The organism is Streptomyces venezuelae (assembly GCF_008642375.1).
In the GTDB taxonomy this organism is placed as follows: Bacteria; Actinomycetota; Actinomycetes; order Streptomycetales; family Streptomycetaceae; genus Streptomyces; species Streptomyces venezuelae_G.
Map to the genome: position 1 here is coordinate 1,738,206 of NZ_CP029194.1, position 14,728 is coordinate 1,752,933.

The window sequence follows — 14,728 nt, forward strand, 5'->3', positions numbered from 1 at the left end:
GGCGGGAGCCTAGGCCAGGGCCGCGGTCGGGCCGGGGTCGGGCCACGCGCAGGCCGGGGTCACGGTCGGGCCGGGGTCGGAGGCGTGGGCGAGGGTCTCATAGGCGACGAAGAGGTCGTCGGTGCCGCTCGGCCGCTGGCTCCGGGCGAGCTTCGCGGTCTGCGGGAGCTTCATGCCCAATCCGGCCTTCGAGGTGGCTGAGGGCTGCCTCGACGTCCGGGCCCATGGTCCGCTCGGCCTTTCCGCCGCAGAGCCACTTCGGGGCGGTCTCGCCGAGCTGGTAGCGGGCATGGAACTCCACGGCCACGCCCAGCCGTTCGGCCTCCTCGCCGTCCGGTGCGACGGACCGGGGCGGGTCGGCGGCTCCGACGGCCGGGAGACCCTGGCTGCCGTCGAGCGGCTGGCAGCGGGCGGGGAGCTGTCGGTGCACGGCGGGGACGGCGCTGACGCGCAGGGGGTAGCCCTGGCCGCGCCGTACGGTCGCCCCTCGGTCGAGCGCGGCCCGCTCGGCGGGCTCCAGTTCGGCGTGCGGAGGAAGTCGGCGACTTCGCCCGGCATGTCTAGGGTGACCGGGGACTCCGGGGCGGGGGCGTCCTCCTCGGTGGCGGTGTGGTCGGGCAGAAGGTCGGCGACGGCCGTGCGGATCGCGCCGCGGCTGACCCGGTGGTCGCGGGCGAGGGCGGCGATGGAGCGGCCTTCCAGGTGCGCGGTGCGCACGTCGGCGGTCTTGCCGGCCGGGACGGCGGGGCCGCGTCCGCCTTTGCTGCCCTTGGCCTCGGCGGCGCGCAGTCCGTCGTAGGTCAGCTCGCGCTGAAGGTCGCGTTGGAGTTCGCCGGCGGCGGCGAGGGTCTGCACCATGAACTTCACGGCGGACAGCAGCTCGCCGGTGCGGGGGTGGCGGGCGGTGAGGTCCATCGCGGAGAACGCGCCGTCGTGGATGCGCAGCGCCACTTGGTCGCGGTGGAGGACGTCGAGCACGTCGAGGATGTGGCCGCTGCCGTGTACGAGGCGGAACATCTCGGAGATGTGCACGGTGTCGCCCGGCCGCGCGGAGGTGAGCAGTTCGCCGGACTTCGGGCGCTGGAGGGGGTGGCGGCGGCTGGAGGTGCCCGGGTCCTCCTCGAAGACGACCGGGTCCTCGATCCCGGCCTCGGCCAGGACGAGGTTCTGCCGGGCGGTGGACTGCTGGTCGGTCGATCCCCGCTTGTAGACCAGGTTCGCCACCGAAGGGCCCCTTCCTTACGGAGGATCGGCCCCTTTCCGTCGTCAAACCCTGTCAGCGATCACCATCGGATCTAATGGGATTCGCACCGCCTCGAACCCCCGGATTGCACGGGTTCATCGGACACGACGCCTCCGTGTCGTCAAACGATCGTTTACCGACAGGCCGGGCCGGCTGGATCCGCCCGCCCGGGTCCACTGTGCTTGACAGCGGACTGTCCGGGCGGGTCGGGCGGGTCGGGCGGTGGGAGGCTGCGGGTCGTGTCCGGGTTGATCTCGGACAAGCTCACCGAACCAGCCGATGAGGGAAGCGATCTGGAGTGCGGGCACGCCCTCCTTCGCTGTGCGGGCCTTGTTGTGCCACCGACGGAATGGGCCTGCCCAGGTGACGAAACGCGGTCGACGGCCGGCCGGGCATCTCGGCTCTGCCTGCGCTCGCACCGCAGCTGGCTCCCGTGAGCGGTCATCACCCGGGATCGCGGACACAGCCGCGCGGGATCGACGCCTGGCGGAGGCCACGTTCCTGCTGGTCAGTCAATTCCGTCGGTTGCCCTAGGGGATGACGAGTAGCTTGCCGGTGGTACGCCGAGCCTCCAGATCGCGGTGAGCTTGGGCGACCTCGGCGAGCGGGTACCGGGCCGTCACGGTGGTCTCAAGCACCTTGGTGCGCACCAATTCAAGCACGTCGGCGGCGCGCCGGAGCAGCTCGGACCGATCGTCGATGAAGTGCCCGAGGCTTGGCCGGATCAGGGTCAGCGAACCGCCCTGGGCGAGCCGGATGGGGTCGAAGGGCGGCACTGCACCACTCGCGGCGCCGAAGAGCACCAGGTGGCCGCGGGTTCGCAGGCTGGCGAGGCTCGCCTCGAAGGTGTCCCTGCCGACGCCGTCGAAGACGACAGGCAGGCCCTGGCCGCCATGGAGCCGCTTCACCTCGGCCGCGAGATCGTCCACTGCAGAGTAGAGGATCACCTCGGCGGCCCCGGCGCGCCGCGCCAGCTCGGCCTTCTCCGGTGTCGAGGTCGTGCCGATCACTCTGCCGCCGAGATGGGTGATGAGCTGAGTCAGCACAAGCCCCATGCCGCCGGCAGCAGCGTGCACGAGCACCGTGTCGCCTGGCTGGACCGGGTAGGCGTCCTTGACGAGGTAGTGCGCCGTCATGCCCTGCAGCAGCACGGCGGCGGCGGCCTCGAAGTCGACGCCGTCGGGCAGGGGCACGAGCCGGGAGGAGTCCACGACGGCCTGCTCGGCATAGGTGCCGGGAATCTCCACCCAGCCGACCCGGTCTCCCACAGCGACGTGGGTGACGCCGGGTCCAACCTCGAGGACCGTGCCCGCGCCCTCAGTGCCCGGGGTGAAGGGCAGCGGGAGGGTGTACCGGCCCTGGCGGTGGTATACGTCGAGGAAGTTGACGCCGGACGCGGCGACCTCCACGACCGCCTGGCCCGGGCCCGGCATCGGTTGATCAATGTCGACCAGTCGCAGCACCTCGGGACCGCCCACTTCGGAAACCTGAATCGCTCGCATATCCCCTCCTGAAACGGCTAACTTCCCTCACCAACTCCGGTCGTGGCGATCCGATTCCCGCTCGCGGCGAGGTGTCGTGGCCGTCTCGTGCCCACGCGGGAGAAGCGTGCCACCGACGGAATGGGCCTGCCCAGGTGACGAAACGCGGTCGACGGCCGGCCGGGCATCACGGCTCTGCCTGCGCTCCACCACAGCTGGCTCCCGATAGCGGTCATCACCCGGGATCGCGGACACAGCCGCGCGGGATCGGCGCCTGGCGGAAGCCACGTTCCTGCAGGTCGGTCAGTTCCGTCGGTTGCCCTTGTTCATGCACATTGATCCGTGCAGCTCTACGCGTCCTGCCGCGCGGATGCGGGCGCGGGTGCGTCGGCTTGAGGCTTGGGGGGCGGTGGGTTCGGGCAGGGCGCGGAAGAGGAGCCAGCTCAGGGCAGGCATGGCGATCAGGGGGGGTGAGGGCTGTCTTCAGGGAGGTGGAGTCGGCCAGGTGTCCCAGCAGGGGGCTGATGAGGCCGCCGATGCTGACGGTGAGGCCGAGGGTGACGCCGCTGGCGGTACCGATGCGGGAGGGCAGGTAAGGACCAGGTCTCCTAGGCACTGTCCGGCGGATCAGGGTCGGAGCCATAGGCGGATCGCCGCGATGGTGATGGTGCCGTGGAAGACGAAGGCCCTCTTGTCGTAGCGGGTTGCGACGGCCCGGGAGTTCTTGAGCCGGTTGATCGTGCGCTCGACCTCGTTGCGGCGTTTGCAGACCGTCTGGCGCCGCTCGGTGTACCGCTCGACCACCGACGGGTCCTCGATGCCGAGCTGCACGGCCAGGTGCTCGATCACTGGCCACGGCACCGCGAGCGGGTCCTCCAGGAACAGGCCGACGTACCGCACCGTGCACATCTGGAGCGCGAACCCGAGCCGGTGATGCTCCGTCCGCCGCAGGGCGATCAGGTCCCGGTCCACGTCGTCCAGGAAGAAGAACCGCTCCGGCTCGGGCCTCGTCGGCTCCTCAGCGAACGTCCCGTAGGCCTCGGCCTGCTCATCACTCAGAAATTCCACCGGCACGAGCCGGACCGTAGCCAGGCCCGGACCAGGCCCGGAGCGGCGAGGAGGCGCTTCCGACGAAGGTGCACGGCTCCACGCTCGCCCCGGCCGTCGGGACCCTCATCCGGTACTACGCCACCGGGCTGTCCTGCTCGTACGAGGCCCGGGCCTCCGTGATGGCGGGGGCGTGGGCGCGGGCCCAGTCGCAGGCCGTGTCGAGCGGTCCGATGAGGGAGCGCCCGAGGGGGGTGAGGGCGTACTCGACGCGGGGCGGGTTCTCGTCGTGGACGGTCCGGGTGACGAAGCCGTTCCGCTCCATGGAGCGGAGGGTCTCGGTGAGGACCTTGGGTGTGATCCAGTGCAGGGGCACGCGCAGTTCGGAGAAGCGCCGGGGTGTGCCGTCCTCCAGGCAGCGCAGGACCATGCCGGTCCACTTGTCGCCGACGCGGAAGGGCTGGGCCGGGCTCGCGGCGCAGTCGGGGTCGCCGAAGCGGGCGGGGTCCAACGGGGCGGCAGGAGTGGGCTGATCAGGCATGGGGCCGACGCTAGCCCAGTACCGTTGAAGTAACCAGGTACCTCCGTTCTACGGTCCGGGCATGGACATCGAGAACGGCAACAAGGCCGACAGCGGCAACCGCAACAGCATCCACAGCAAGAGCATCGCGATCTTCGGCGCCGGCGGGCGGGTCGGCCGGGCGGCCGTCGCGGAGGCGGTGGCCCGGGGCCACCGGGTGACGGCCGTGGTCCGCGACCCGGCCGCGTACCGCGATCTGGAGCGCGAAGGGGTCACGCTCGTACGGGGTGACGCGACGGACGCCGCCTCGGTAGCGGCGCTCGTGGCCGGCCACGACGCGGCGGTGCACGCGGCGGCCCGTCTGGACCTGCCCTCGGAGGAGTACTTCACGGCTGCGGCGAAGGCCCTGGTCGCGGGCCTGACCGAGGCGGGGGTGGTACGGCTGCTCACCCTCGGGATCGCGACGACGCTGGAGACCGCGCCCGGGGTGCGGCTCATGGACGCACCCGAGTTCCCCGAGGCATGGCGCGCCTTCGCCCAGGGGCATGTGGCCGAGTTCGAGCTGCTGTCGGCCGAGGCGGGGGCGGAGCTCGACTGGCTGATGGTGGTGCCACCGCTGGACCTGAACGCGGAGGCGGAGCGGACCGGTGCGTACCGGACGGCCGTGGGCACGGTCGTCGAGGGGCCGGGCCGGATCGGGCACGCCGATCTGGCGCTCGCGCTCCTGGACGAGATCGAGCGCCCGCGCCACAGCCGGGTGCAGCTGGCCGTGTCCCTCTGAGACGCCGGCCCGGCCGGGCGCCGGCCAGGCCCGGCCCCGTCAGGCCGGGGCCGGGGCCAGGGCCGGAGCCGGGTGGGCGGACGGGACCGGGCCCGGATGCGGAGCCGGAGCCGGGGCCAGGGCCGGAGCCGGGGTCGGGGTGCAGAGCACCACGAGTTCGTCCATGGAGAGGCCGAGGACCCGGGCGAGGGCCGCGACGGTGAAGAAGGCCGGCGTAGGGGCCCGCCCGGTCTCGATCTTGCGGAGGGTCTCGGCGGACAGGCCGGCCGCGGCCGCGATCTCGACCATGGACCGCTCGCCGCGCGCCGAGCGCAGGAGGAGGCCCAGGCGTTCGCCGCGCTCGCGCTCTTCGGGGGTCAGGGGTGTGCGCACCATGACGCCATTCTAATACCGGTATAGTAATTGGCATGGTGGAGATCAAGACGAACGAGTCCCTGGCGGCGATGCGCGAGTCGGGGCGGGTGGTGGCCCGGGCCCTCGCGGCCGTACGGGAGAAGGCGGCGCCCGGTGTCGCGCTCACCGAGCTGGACCGGGCGGCGCGGGAGGTGCTGGCGGAGGCTGGGGCCGGTTCGCCCTTCCTCGACTACCACCCGGACTGGGCTCCGGTGCCGTTCCCGGCGGTCGTGTGCGTCTCCGTGAACGACGCGATCGTGCACGGCATCCCGGACGGGACCCGGCTGGCCGACGGCGACCTCGTCTCCGCCGACTGCGGGGCGCTCCTGGGCGGCTGGGCGGGCGACTCCGCCGTCAGCTTCACGGTCGGCCGGGCCCGCCCGGAGGACACGCGGCTGATCGCCGCGGCGGAGGAGGCGCTGGCGGCGGGCATAGCGGCGGCCGTCGTCGGCAACCGGATCGGTGACATCGCGCACGCGATCGGCCGGGTCTGCCGGGGCGCGGGGTACGGCATCCCGGACGGCTTCGGCGGCCACGGCATCGGCCGGACCATGCACGAGGACCCGGGCGTCCCCAACGAGGGACGCCCGGGTCGCGGCATGAAGCTGCGGCACGGCATGGTGCTCGCGATCGAGCCGATGCTCATCGGCGGCGGTACGGACGACCACTACACGGCGCGGGACGGCTGGACGATCCGTACGCTCGACGGCTCGCGCGCGTCCCACGCCGAGCACACGGTCGCGATCACGGACGACGGCCCGCGCGTGCTCACGGCCCTGTAGGACGCGCGCCCTCAGGACCACGGCGCCGGGACGCACCTCGCATGGACGCGCGCCGCATGGACGGGCGCCGCATGGACGCGCGCCGAGTGGACGCGCGCCCCTGTCGGCCGCCGGAAGGCCGCTACCGGCCGCCCGCGGGCCGGACGACCATGGCCGAGCCGCCGCCCCTGCGGACCTTCTCCGCGGCGGCCACCCAGCGTCCGTCCGGCAGCCGCTGCACGCCCGTGGCCGCGCCGATCTCCGGGTTCTGCCGGAAGGCGTGCCCGATGCCCTCCAGCTCGGCCCTCAGCGGGCTGTTCCACAGGCCGGGTTCGAGTTCGGTGGTGGCCTGGTTGCGCTGGCTGGCGCGGGGCGCGGCGATCGCCTCGACGAGCGGCAGGCCCCGGTCGACGACCCCGGTGAGGGTCTGGAGGACCGTCGTGATGATGGTCGCGCCACCCGGCGAGCCGAGGGCGAGGACGGGCCGGTCGTGCCCGTCGAGGACGATCGTCGGGGAGATCGAGGAGCGCGGGCGCTTGCCGGGGCCGGGCAGGTTCGGGTCGTGCACGGCCGGGTTCGCCGGGGCGAAGGAGAAGTCGGTCAGCTCGTTGTTGAGCAGGAAGCCCCGGCCGGGCACGGTGATCCCGCTGCCACCGGTGGACTCGATGGTCAGGGTGTAGGCGACGACGTTGCCCCACTTGTCGGCGGCCGTCAGATGGGTGGTGTTCTCTCCCTCGTACGTGGTCGGGGCGGCGGTGCCGCCGCTCGCGCAGGGTGCGGGGTCGCGGGGGTCGCCGGGCGCGAGCGGGCTGGTCAGGACGGCGTCGTCGCGGATCAGGCAGGCGCGGGAGTCGGCGTACCGCTGGGAGAGCAGTTCGCGGGTCGGCACGGACTCGAAGGCCGGGTCGCCGACCCAGCGGCCCCGGTCGGCGAAGGCGATCCGGCTGGCCTCGATGTGCCGGTGGAGATAGCCGGCCCGGGTGGCGGCGGCGAGGTCGGTGCCCTCCAGGATGTTGAGCGCCTCGCCGACGCTCGTGCCGCCGGAGGAGGACGGGGCCATGCCGTAGACGTCGAGTCCGCGGTAGGCGACCTTCGTCGGCCTGCGGAACTCGGTGCGGTACGCACCGAGGTCACGCTCCGTCAGGTCACCGGGGCGGACGGTCCGGGTGGCGCCCGCCCGGACCGGGGGCGTGCGGACGGTGTCGACGATGTCCCGGGCGAGCGGCCCCCGGTAGAGCGCGCCGACGCCCTGGCGGCCGAGCGTCTCGTACGTACGGGCCAGGTCGGGGTTCTTGAACACCGAGCCGACCACGGGCAGTTGTCCGCCGGGCAGGAAGAGTTCGGACGAGGCCGGGAAGTCGCGGAAGCGGGCCTCGTTGGCGGCGGTCTGGGCGCGGAAGGTGGGATCGACGGTGAATCCCTCGCGGGCGAGCCGCTGGGCGGGCGCGAGGAGGGTGGCGAGGCGTTTGCTGCCCCAGGCGTCGAGGGCGGTCTTCCAGGTCGCCGGGGTGCCGGGGGTGCCGACGCCGAGGCCGCTGGTCATGCCCTCCTCGAAGGGGATCGGCTTGCCGTTCTCCGTGAAGAGGTTCGCGTCGGCGGAGCGGGGTGCCGTCTCCCGGCCGTCGACGGTGTGGACCGTACGGCTCTTGGCGTCGTAGTACACGAAGTAGCCGCCGCCCCCGATCCCCGCGGAGTACGGCTCGGTGACGCCGAGGGCCGCCGCGACCGCGACGGCCGCGTCCACGGCGTTGCCGCCCTTGCGGAGGATCTCGATTCCGGCGGCCGAGGCGTCGGCGTCGACGCTGGCGACCGCTCCGCCGTGGCCGACGGCGACGGGTTCCTTGCCCGGTCCCGGCGGGGCTCCCGGCGGGGCCGGGGACGGCGCGGCGGCGCCCATCGAGAGGACCGTCGCCGCGACAGCGAGAACGGAGACCTTCCGGGCGGCGGATCGACGCATGCGCAACCTCCAGTCAACGACCGTCCGCGCAGCGTAACTTCCTTCCGCCCCTCCCGTCAGGACCGCCTCGAACAAGGGGCCGGTCCGGCCGATAGCATGCGCGCCCATGAACGAAGACGTGCGGAACATCGTGCTCGGGGTCCTGGCGACCGGGGTCAGCGCCTCCTTGGGATGGCTGGCCCGCACGTACCTCTGGCGGCGGGGGCTCCGCCGCAAGCAGGCCTTCTTCGGCCTGCCCTCCGGCTCGGAGTGCCTGCTCGTGGTGAACCGTCTGGCCGGCAGCGAGCGCGGCGTGCACGCTACCGATGTCTCGGCGCTGCTCGAACTGTCGGCGCTGGTCAAGGACTGCGGGGCACGCCCCCGCATCGTGCAGCACGACACGGCCCGTCAGGGTCTGGGCGAGATAGCGGAGTTCTGCATCGGCGGCCCCTACTCCAACCGGCGCATGGCAGCCCATCTGCCGAACCTGCTGCCGGGACTCACGATGAACGTCGAGCAGGAACCGAGCGAGGACCGGGGGATGATCACCGTGGCGGGCGAGGGCTACCGCCCGGAGTGGGGCGTGAGGGAGTACGTCGTCCTCGCCCGCCTCACCCGCGGCGAGGGCGTCCGTCCCGTGTTCCTGCTCTGCGGCCAGGCCGCGGTCACCAATCAGGCCGCGGCGAGACATCTGGCCCGCCACCACAAGGAACTGGCCGGCAAGTACGGGTCGGACGGCTCCTTCGCACTGCTCCTGAAGGTGGTCAACTCGCAGGCCTACGGCCCCGACGTCGTGGAGCTCGTCGCCGACGTCACGCGGGTCGCGCTGTCGGCTCCTTCAGCCGCACCGGCAGCGACTTGATCCCGTTGATGAAGTTGGACACCAGCCTGCGGGGCGGCCCGGCGAGCTCCACGCCTCCGCAGGCTTCGCGCGCCTCCTCGTACAGCACCCGGAGCTGAAGCCGGGCGAAGTGGGCGCCGAGGCAGACGTGCGGTCCGTCGCCGAAGGAGACGTGCGGGTTCGGGCTCCGGCCGAGGTCGAGGCGGTGGGGTGCGGCGAAGACCCGCTCGTCGTGGTTGGCGGAGGCATGGAAGACGACGACCTTGTCGCCCGACCGGACCGCCCGCCCCGCGAGCACGGTGTCCTGGGCGGCCGTCCGGCGGAAGGACAGCACGGGCGGGTGCACGCGCAGGAGTTCGTCGACGGCCGTCTCCATGGGGACCTTCCCGTCCCACAGGCGGGCCTGCTCCCCGGGGTGTTCGGCGAGAGCGAGGAGTCCGCCGGGGGCGGCGCTGCGGACGGTGTCGTTGCCGGCGACCGTCAGCAGGAAGAAGAACATCTCCAGTTCGGCGTCGGCGAGTTCGGAGGTGGCGAGCGAGGTCATCACGTCGTCGGCGGGGTGCGCACGCTTGTACGCGGCGAGCTCCTGGGCGTACCCGAACATCTCGGCGAGCATCGCGGGCGACCGGGGGTTGACCGGCCGTCCCTCGGCGTCGAGGACGGGCGGCTCGTCGGGGTCCTGGTAGGCGATGACGCGTTCGGTCCAGGCGTGGAGCAGTCCCCGGTCGCTCGCGGGGACGCCGAGCAGGTCGGTGAGGTTGAGCAGGGCGTAGTCGTCGGTGACGGTCCGGACGAGGTCGGCCTCGCCACCGGCACCCTCCGCGACCGCGACGGCTTCCGCGAGGAGTGTCCGGGCCCGCTCCCGTGCGGTGAGAGCGAACCGCTCGATGCGGCCCGGAGTGAAGGCCCGGCTGACGACCCGTCGCAACCGGCCGTGTTCGGGCGGGTCCTGATTGAGCATCATGCGACGGATGAACGGCAGGTCGGCGGGGTCGGGGTCCCGGATCTGCGTGGCGCCGAGGGACGAGGAGTACGTACGGGAGTCCTTGAGCACCCGGACGACGTCGGCGTGCCGCGTGACGGCCCAGAATCCGGGTCCGGCGGGCCACCCCAGGATCTCCGGCTCCGCCTGTCGGGCGACGGGCGCGAGGTCGCGCAGCGCGCGGAAGCGGTCGTGCGGGATCCCGGCGGCGTAGATCCGCGGGTCGAAGACGTCCGGCACCTCGCTCGCGTCCCCCACCGCGCCTCCCGTCAGGAGTGGTCCAAGGGTGATGATGATGACGTGTCCATCATGACAGCTCAGGGGCGGTCTTCGTAGGACTGATCGCGCAGTCGTCCGGCCTTGTCCGGCCCGTCCCCGGCTCCCGGAATCGCCGGCGTACCGCGTACTGGCGAAGGTGAGCCCGGCCGCCTGTCTCCCGAAGCTGGTGCAGGCGCTGGCCTCGTACTGCTACGAGCCGGGGTTCCGGGACCGTCCGGACCTTCGGATCGTGGTGCACGCCGAGCAGGTGGAGGCCGCACGGGCCCTCGACACCTCCGAGCAGCAGGGGGCGAGGCTCCTCTGCTCGGCCCCTGCACTCGTACCAGCAAGCGCTGTTCGCCCTCGGACTGCGCGCCGAAGGGCCGGCGGTGTGCGAGGAGTTGGCCGCGGTGGCGCGGCACGGTCTGGATCTTCGGGGTGCGGCGAGGAACGGGTTCGGGGGCCGGCTGGCGGCGGTTCCGGCCGAGGAGGGGCGGCACAGCGAGGCGGCGGACGTCTGCGCGCTGGACGCCCGGGCCGCGCGGTCCGGGCCTTCCTCCGATGACCTGGTGGCGTGGTCCGCCGCGCTGGATGCCGCAGGGCGGCACCAGGAGGCCCTGGAGGTGCGCGCCCGGCCCGTGGACGGCCCCCGGCGCGAGGCCGAGGAGGGCTCGGCTCCACGGGCCCTCCAGGTGTGGGCGCTGGTCCACCGCTCCAGGATGCTCGACGCCGCCGGGCGCGGTACCGAGGCGGACGCGGACCGGCGGGAGGTCCTCGCGCTCCTGGCCCGGCTCGCACGGGACGGCGGCTCGAGCGATCCTGGCGACCTCCTCGCGCGGTGGGCGACCCTGCTCGCCCTGTCGGGCCGGGCCGTCGAGCCGGCCGGGTCCCGGGAGGCGCCGGGGCCGCCACTCGGCCATAAGCTCCGCGACTGGTCGAACGACACCCTCAAGGCGCACTTCGACGGCCTCCCCGCACGCGCGGCGGAGGGCGGCGACCCGGCACTCGACACCCCGCCACTCGACCACCGCCGGCTGACGCTCCGGTCGGCACTCTTCCGGCTTCGCCGCCCCCGGGAATTCGAGGAGTCGCTCCGTCGGCTCTGCGACGGGGGTGTGGCGCGCGCCCGTCGCCGGGCGGCGGACCCGGGCGCGCGCGTCCGCGCGCTGACCGACCGCTCGACGTTCCTCGTGGCCGTCGGGCGGTACGAGGAGGCCCACGCCGACTTCCTGGCAGCCGTCGCCCTCCTGGACGCGGAGGCCCCCACCCCGACCCCAATCGTTACCCGCACGTAACTTACTCACCGGTTACCCCGGGTACGGCCCCACGGCTACCGTCGGGTCACTTTCACTGCCCCCCATCAGTGCCCCCAGTGAGGAGTGACCCGTGCGCACATCCCTGGCACTCGCCGTCTCGGCCGCTCTCGTGGCCGGGACGGCCCTCGGCCTGGCCCCCGCCGCCCAGGCCGCGGACACCGGCATCCGTTTCGTCGACATCGCCGGGGAGGGCGGCACCGTCCTCAAGGCGAACGTCGTCACCCCCGCCGGCGCCGGCCCCTCGGCCCGCCTTCCCCTGATCGTGCTGCCCACGAGCTGGGCCATGCCCCAGATCGAGTACCTCGCCCAGGCCCAGAAGCTCGCCGACTCCGGTTACGTCGTGGTGAGTTACAACTCCCGCGGCTTCTGGCAGTCCGGCGGCGAGATCGAGACCGCCGGACCGAAGGACGTCGCCGACGCCTCGAAGGTCATCGACTGGGCCCTGGCGAACACCCCGGCCGACGCCGGCCACGTGGGCATGGCGGGGGTCTCGTACGGCGCCGGGATCAGCCTGCTCGCCGCCGCGCACGACCCCCGGATCAAGGCCGTCGCCGCCCTCAGTGGCTGGGCCGACCTCATCGAGTCGATCTACAGCGGCCGCACCCAGCACCTCCAGGCCGCCGCCCTGCTCGGCGGCGCCGGCTACCTGACCGGGCGGCCAGGCCCCGAACTCAAGGAGATCCTGGGCGACTTCCTCTCGTCGAACCTCGACAAGGAGGACGAGATGATCGCCTGGGGCCGCAAGCGGTCCCCCGCCACCTACCTGGACCGGATCAACGCCAACGGCGCCGCGATCATGCTCGGCAACGCCTGGGGCGACACCATCTTCCCGCCCAACCAGTACGCGAGCTTCTACGAGAAGCTCACCGGCCCCAAGCGGCTGGAGTTCCGCCCCGGCGACCACGCCACCGCCGAGGCCACCGGCATCCTCGGACTCCCCAACGACACCTGGACCAGCGCCCACCGCTGGTTCGACCGCCACCTCAAGGGCGTCGACAACGGCATCGACCGCGAGCAGCCCGTCCAGCTCAAGTCCCGCTCCACGAGCGGCTACGAGGGCTACCCGGACTGGAAGTCGGTCCACGCGAACCAGCGGAAGTTCGACCTCGGCGGCACCCAGCGGATCTGGGCGAACGTGGACTCGGGCGCCAACGGCGGGATCACCCTGCTGACCAACCTCCTGGACCAGTTCCTCCGCACCCCGCCCACCGTCTCCGTCCCCCTGCTCCCCCGCGCCTTCGCCGGCGTCTGGCAGTCCGAGCGGTACGCCACCCCGCAGCGGGTGCGCGGCACGGCGAAGGTGCACACCACGGTCACCTCCACGAAGGAGAGCGGCACCCTCGTCGCGTACCTCTACGACGTGGGCCCGCTCGGCGTGGGCAAGCTGGTCAGCAACGCCCCGTACACCTTCCACGGCAAGACTCCGGGGCAGCCGTTCACCGTCGATCTGGAGCTGTTCTCCACGGCGTACGACGTACCGGCCGGCCACCGCCTCGCCCTGGTCGTCGACACCGTCGACGCGCTCTACATCGAGCACAACCCGACCGGCGCGCAGCTGACCTTCTCCTCCCCGTCGGCCGACCCGTCGTACGTGTCGGTACCGCTGCGGGAGAAGTGATCACCGGCTGCTGCCGGGCGGGCAGGGCTTCACAGCAGCTACTGCGCTCCCGGCAGCAGCGTTCCCGGTTCGGCCGGCGCGACGTCCACGGCCTTCGTCTTCGGGCTGCGGCGCTCTCGGCGGGCCACCCAGGTGGCGAACCAGGAGAGCAGTATGCACATCCCGATGTAGATCGGTGAGATGACCAGCACGACGGGGATGAACGGCAGGTCGTAGTCGAGGTTGGACGCGATCAGCTTGCCCGCGTGCAGGAACTCCTCGTAGGTGATGAGGAAGCCGAGCGAGGTGTCCTTGAGGGCCACCACGAGCTGGCTGATGATGGCCGGCAGCATCGCGCGGACCGCCTGCGGCACGAGGACGTACGTCATGACCTGCGTCTTGCGCATGCCGAGCGCGTACGCGGCCTCGCCCTGGCCGCGCGCGACGGCGTGGACGCCGGTACGGAAGACCTCGGCGAGCACCGAGCCGTTGTAGAGGGTCAGTCCGGCGACGAGCGCGGGCAGCGGCTGGACCTTCAGGGCCACGAAGATGAAGAAGATCATCACGAGGACGGGCATCGCGCGGAAGAACTCGACGAGGAGCGTCGAGGTCCACCGCAGCACCCGGTGCTCGGAGAGGCGTCCGGCGGCGAGGACCGCACCGAGCGCGAGCGAGAGCACCGAGGCGTAGGCGAAGGCCTTGAGGGTGTTGCCGAGGCCTTCGAGCAGCAGCTCCTGGATGCCCTCGTACAGGAAGGGCGACCACTTGGTGGAGGTGAACTGCTCGGTGTCGAAGAGAAGGTAGAGGATCCAGCCGGCCAGGGCGAGGATCACGACGGTGGACGCGAGGCCGTAGAGGAGGTGACGCCGCCGGGCGTGCGGTCCGGGGATGTCGTAGAGGGCGGTGGACTCGGTCATCGGGCGACTCCCCAGCGCTTCTCCAGGACGTGGAAGAGGGCGCTGATGGTGAGGGTGATGATCAGGTATCCGACGGCGATCCAGACGAAGGCCCAGACGATGTTGTAGCCGAGCTCGCTCAACGTCTTGTAGGTGCCGAGGAGTTCGGTGACGCTGAACGCCCCGGCGATCGCCGAGTTCTTGGCGAGGGCGATCAGGGTCGAGCCGATGGGCGGGATGACCGTGCGGAAGGCCTGCGGCAGGACCACCGCCCCGAGGGTCTGCGTGAAGGTCATGCCCAGACTGCGGGCCGCCTCTCCCTGCCCGCGCGGCACGGTGTTGATGCCGGAGCGCAGGACCTCGCAGACGAAGGCGGAGGTGTAGCAGCCGAGCGCGAGGACCGCGAACACCTCGAAGGGCAGGACGAGCCCGAAGCGGGGCAGGCCCAGCATCACGGCGAAGAAGAGCAGGGTCAGCGGGGTGTTGCGCAGGACGGTGACCCAGACCGTGCCGAAGACCCGGAAGGAGCCCACGGGCGCGACCCGGAAGGAGGCCATGACGAAGCCCAGGACGAGGGCCAGCGCCGAGGCGTAGACGGTCAGTTCGACGGTGCCGAGGAAGCCCTCGCCGTAGAGCGAGAAGTTGTCGGTCAGGACGTCCATGTCGGGAGGCTCCT

14 protein-coding genes and 1 pseudogene are annotated in these 14,728 nt (G+C 72.3%); 5 read left to right on the forward strand and 10 right to left on the reverse strand.

Going from position 1 to position 14,728, the window contains the following annotated elements; all coding sequences use genetic code 11:
* Positions 1-9: 9 nt before the first annotated feature.
* From DEJ46_RS07700 to DEJ46_RS07720, 5 genes and pseudogenes are all read right to left on the reverse strand, one after another.
* Positions 10-1,224, reverse strand: a complete 1,215-nt coding sequence (locus tag DEJ46_RS07700) for a recombinase family protein (RefSeq protein ID WP_223834555.1) — start codon at positions 1,222-1,224, stop codon at positions 10-12.
* Positions 1,225-1,773: 549 nt separating this feature from the next.
* A complete protein-coding gene (locus DEJ46_RS07705; protein ID WP_150264800.1) occupies positions 1,774-2,745 on the reverse strand; it encodes a quinone oxidoreductase family protein in 972 nt (323 codons plus the stop codon).
* A gap of 329 nt (positions 2,746-3,074) precedes the next feature.
* Positions 3,075-3,319: pseudogene (locus DEJ46_RS39760) on the reverse strand (MFS transporter); the annotation flags it as partial.
* Between the two features lie 32 nt (positions 3,320-3,351).
* Positions 3,352-3,798 carry a DUF4158 domain-containing protein gene (locus DEJ46_RS40875; protein ID WP_150264801.1) on the reverse strand — a complete coding sequence of 149 codons (447 nt, stop codon included), beginning with the start codon at positions 3,796-3,798 and terminating at the stop codon, positions 3,352-3,354.
* A 109-nt stretch (positions 3,799-3,907) separates the two neighbouring features.
* Positions 3,908-4,312, reverse strand: a complete 405-nt coding sequence (locus DEJ46_RS07720; RefSeq protein WP_150264802.1) for a winged helix-turn-helix transcriptional regulator — start codon at positions 4,310-4,312, stop codon at positions 3,908-3,910.
* A gap of 61 nt (positions 4,313-4,373) precedes the next feature.
* Here DEJ46_RS07720 and DEJ46_RS07725 point away from each other — a divergent pair, with 61 nt between their 5' ends.
* Positions 4,374-5,072, forward strand: a complete 699-nt coding sequence (locus DEJ46_RS07725) for an NAD(P)-dependent oxidoreductase (RefSeq protein ID WP_150264803.1) — start codon at positions 4,374-4,376, stop codon at positions 5,070-5,072.
* A gap of 39 nt (positions 5,073-5,111) precedes the next feature.
* Here DEJ46_RS07725 and DEJ46_RS07730 read toward each other — a convergent pair whose 3' ends face one another.
* Entirely contained in the window at positions 5,112-5,447 is a 336-nt protein-coding gene (locus DEJ46_RS07730; RefSeq protein ID WP_150264804.1) for a helix-turn-helix domain-containing protein, read from the reverse strand.
* A gap of 32 nt (positions 5,448-5,479) precedes the next feature.
* Between DEJ46_RS07730 and map the strand changes: the two genes are divergently transcribed.
* Positions 5,480-6,247 (forward strand): type I methionyl aminopeptidase, encoded by a 768-nt coding sequence (map, locus tag DEJ46_RS07735; RefSeq protein ID WP_150264805.1) that lies wholly within the window; start codon positions 5,480-5,482, stop codon positions 6,245-6,247.
* 121 nt (positions 6,248-6,368) lie between these two features.
* Here the strand turns inward: map and ggt are convergent, their stop codons facing one another.
* On the reverse strand, positions 6,369-8,183 hold the full coding sequence (gene ggt, locus DEJ46_RS07740; RefSeq protein WP_150264806.1) for a gamma-glutamyltransferase: 1,815 nt from the start codon (positions 8,181-8,183) through the stop codon (positions 6,369-6,371).
* Between the two features lie 106 nt (positions 8,184-8,289).
* Between ggt and DEJ46_RS07745 the strand changes: the two genes are divergently transcribed.
* Positions 8,290-9,024 carry a hypothetical protein gene (locus DEJ46_RS07745; protein WP_150264807.1) on the forward strand — a complete coding sequence of 245 codons (735 nt, stop codon included), beginning with the start codon at positions 8,290-8,292 and terminating at the stop codon, positions 9,022-9,024.
* On the opposite strand, the gene DEJ46_RS07750 is transcribed toward DEJ46_RS07745, so the two are convergent.
* Positions 8,975-10,243 (reverse strand): cytochrome P450, encoded by a 1,269-nt coding sequence (locus DEJ46_RS07750; protein ID WP_150264808.1) that lies wholly within the window; start codon positions 10,241-10,243, stop codon positions 8,975-8,977. The genes DEJ46_RS07745 and DEJ46_RS07750 overlap by 50 nt on opposite strands.
* A 410-nt stretch (positions 10,244-10,653) precedes the next feature.
* Here DEJ46_RS07750 and DEJ46_RS07755 point away from each other — a divergent pair, with 410 nt between their 5' ends.
* Complete coding sequence (locus DEJ46_RS07755) at positions 10,654-11,538, forward strand: hypothetical protein (RefSeq protein ID WP_150264809.1); 885 nt, start codon at positions 10,654-10,656, stop codon at positions 11,536-11,538.
* Between the two features lie 91 nt (positions 11,539-11,629).
* Positions 11,630-13,177 carry a CocE/NonD family hydrolase gene (locus DEJ46_RS07760; RefSeq protein ID WP_150264810.1) on the forward strand — a complete coding sequence of 516 codons (1,548 nt, stop codon included), beginning with the start codon at positions 11,630-11,632 and terminating at the stop codon, positions 13,175-13,177.
* A 38-nt stretch (positions 13,178-13,215) separates the two neighbouring features.
* Here the strand turns inward: DEJ46_RS07760 and DEJ46_RS07765 are convergent, their stop codons facing one another.
* Positions 13,216-14,073, reverse strand: coding sequence for an amino acid ABC transporter permease (locus DEJ46_RS07765; protein ID WP_150264811.1), 858 nt, complete (start codon positions 14,071-14,073; stop codon positions 13,216-13,218).
* The gene (locus tag DEJ46_RS07770; RefSeq protein WP_150264812.1) at positions 14,070-14,714 is read right to left on the reverse strand and encodes an amino acid ABC transporter permease; all 645 of its coding nucleotides are present in this window, start codon (positions 14,712-14,714) and stop codon (positions 14,070-14,072) included. The genes DEJ46_RS07765 and DEJ46_RS07770 overlap by 4 nt, the downstream gene beginning before the upstream one ends.
* Positions 14,715-14,728: the final 14 nt, after the last annotated feature.

What these genes read in the sequence shown, in the direction of transcription:
- DEJ46_RS07705 (WP_150264800.1), bottom strand. Translation starts at nt 2,745, where the DNA reads ATGCGAGCGATTCAGGTTTCCGAAGTGGGCGGTCCCGAGGTGCTGCGA.
- DEJ46_RS07720 (WP_150264802.1), bottom strand. Translation starts at nt 4,312, where the DNA reads ATGCCTGATCAGCCCACTCCTGCCGCCCCGTTGGACCCCGCCCGCTTC.
- DEJ46_RS07725 (WP_150264803.1), top strand. Translation starts at nt 4,374, where the DNA reads ATGGACATCGAGAACGGCAACAAGGCCGACAGCGGCAACCGCAACAGC.
- DEJ46_RS07730 (WP_150264804.1), bottom strand. Translation starts at nt 5,447, where the DNA reads ATGGTGCGCACACCCCTGACCCCCGAAGAGCGCGAGCGCGGCGAACGC.
- map (WP_150264805.1), top strand. Translation starts at nt 5,480, where the DNA reads ATGGTGGAGATCAAGACGAACGAGTCCCTGGCGGCGATGCGCGAGTCG.
- ggt (WP_150264806.1), bottom strand. Translation starts at nt 8,183, where the DNA reads ATGCGTCGATCCGCCGCCCGGAAGGTCTCCGTTCTCGCTGTCGCGGCG.
- DEJ46_RS07745 (WP_150264807.1), top strand. Translation starts at nt 8,290, where the DNA reads ATGAACGAAGACGTGCGGAACATCGTGCTCGGGGTCCTGGCGACCGGG.
- DEJ46_RS07765 (WP_150264811.1), bottom strand. Translation starts at nt 14,073, where the DNA reads ATGACCGAGTCCACCGCCCTCTACGACATCCCCGGACCGCACGCCCGG.
- DEJ46_RS07770 (WP_150264812.1), bottom strand. Translation starts at nt 14,714, where the DNA reads ATGGACGTCCTGACCGACAACTTCTCGCTCTACGGCGAGGGCTTCCTC.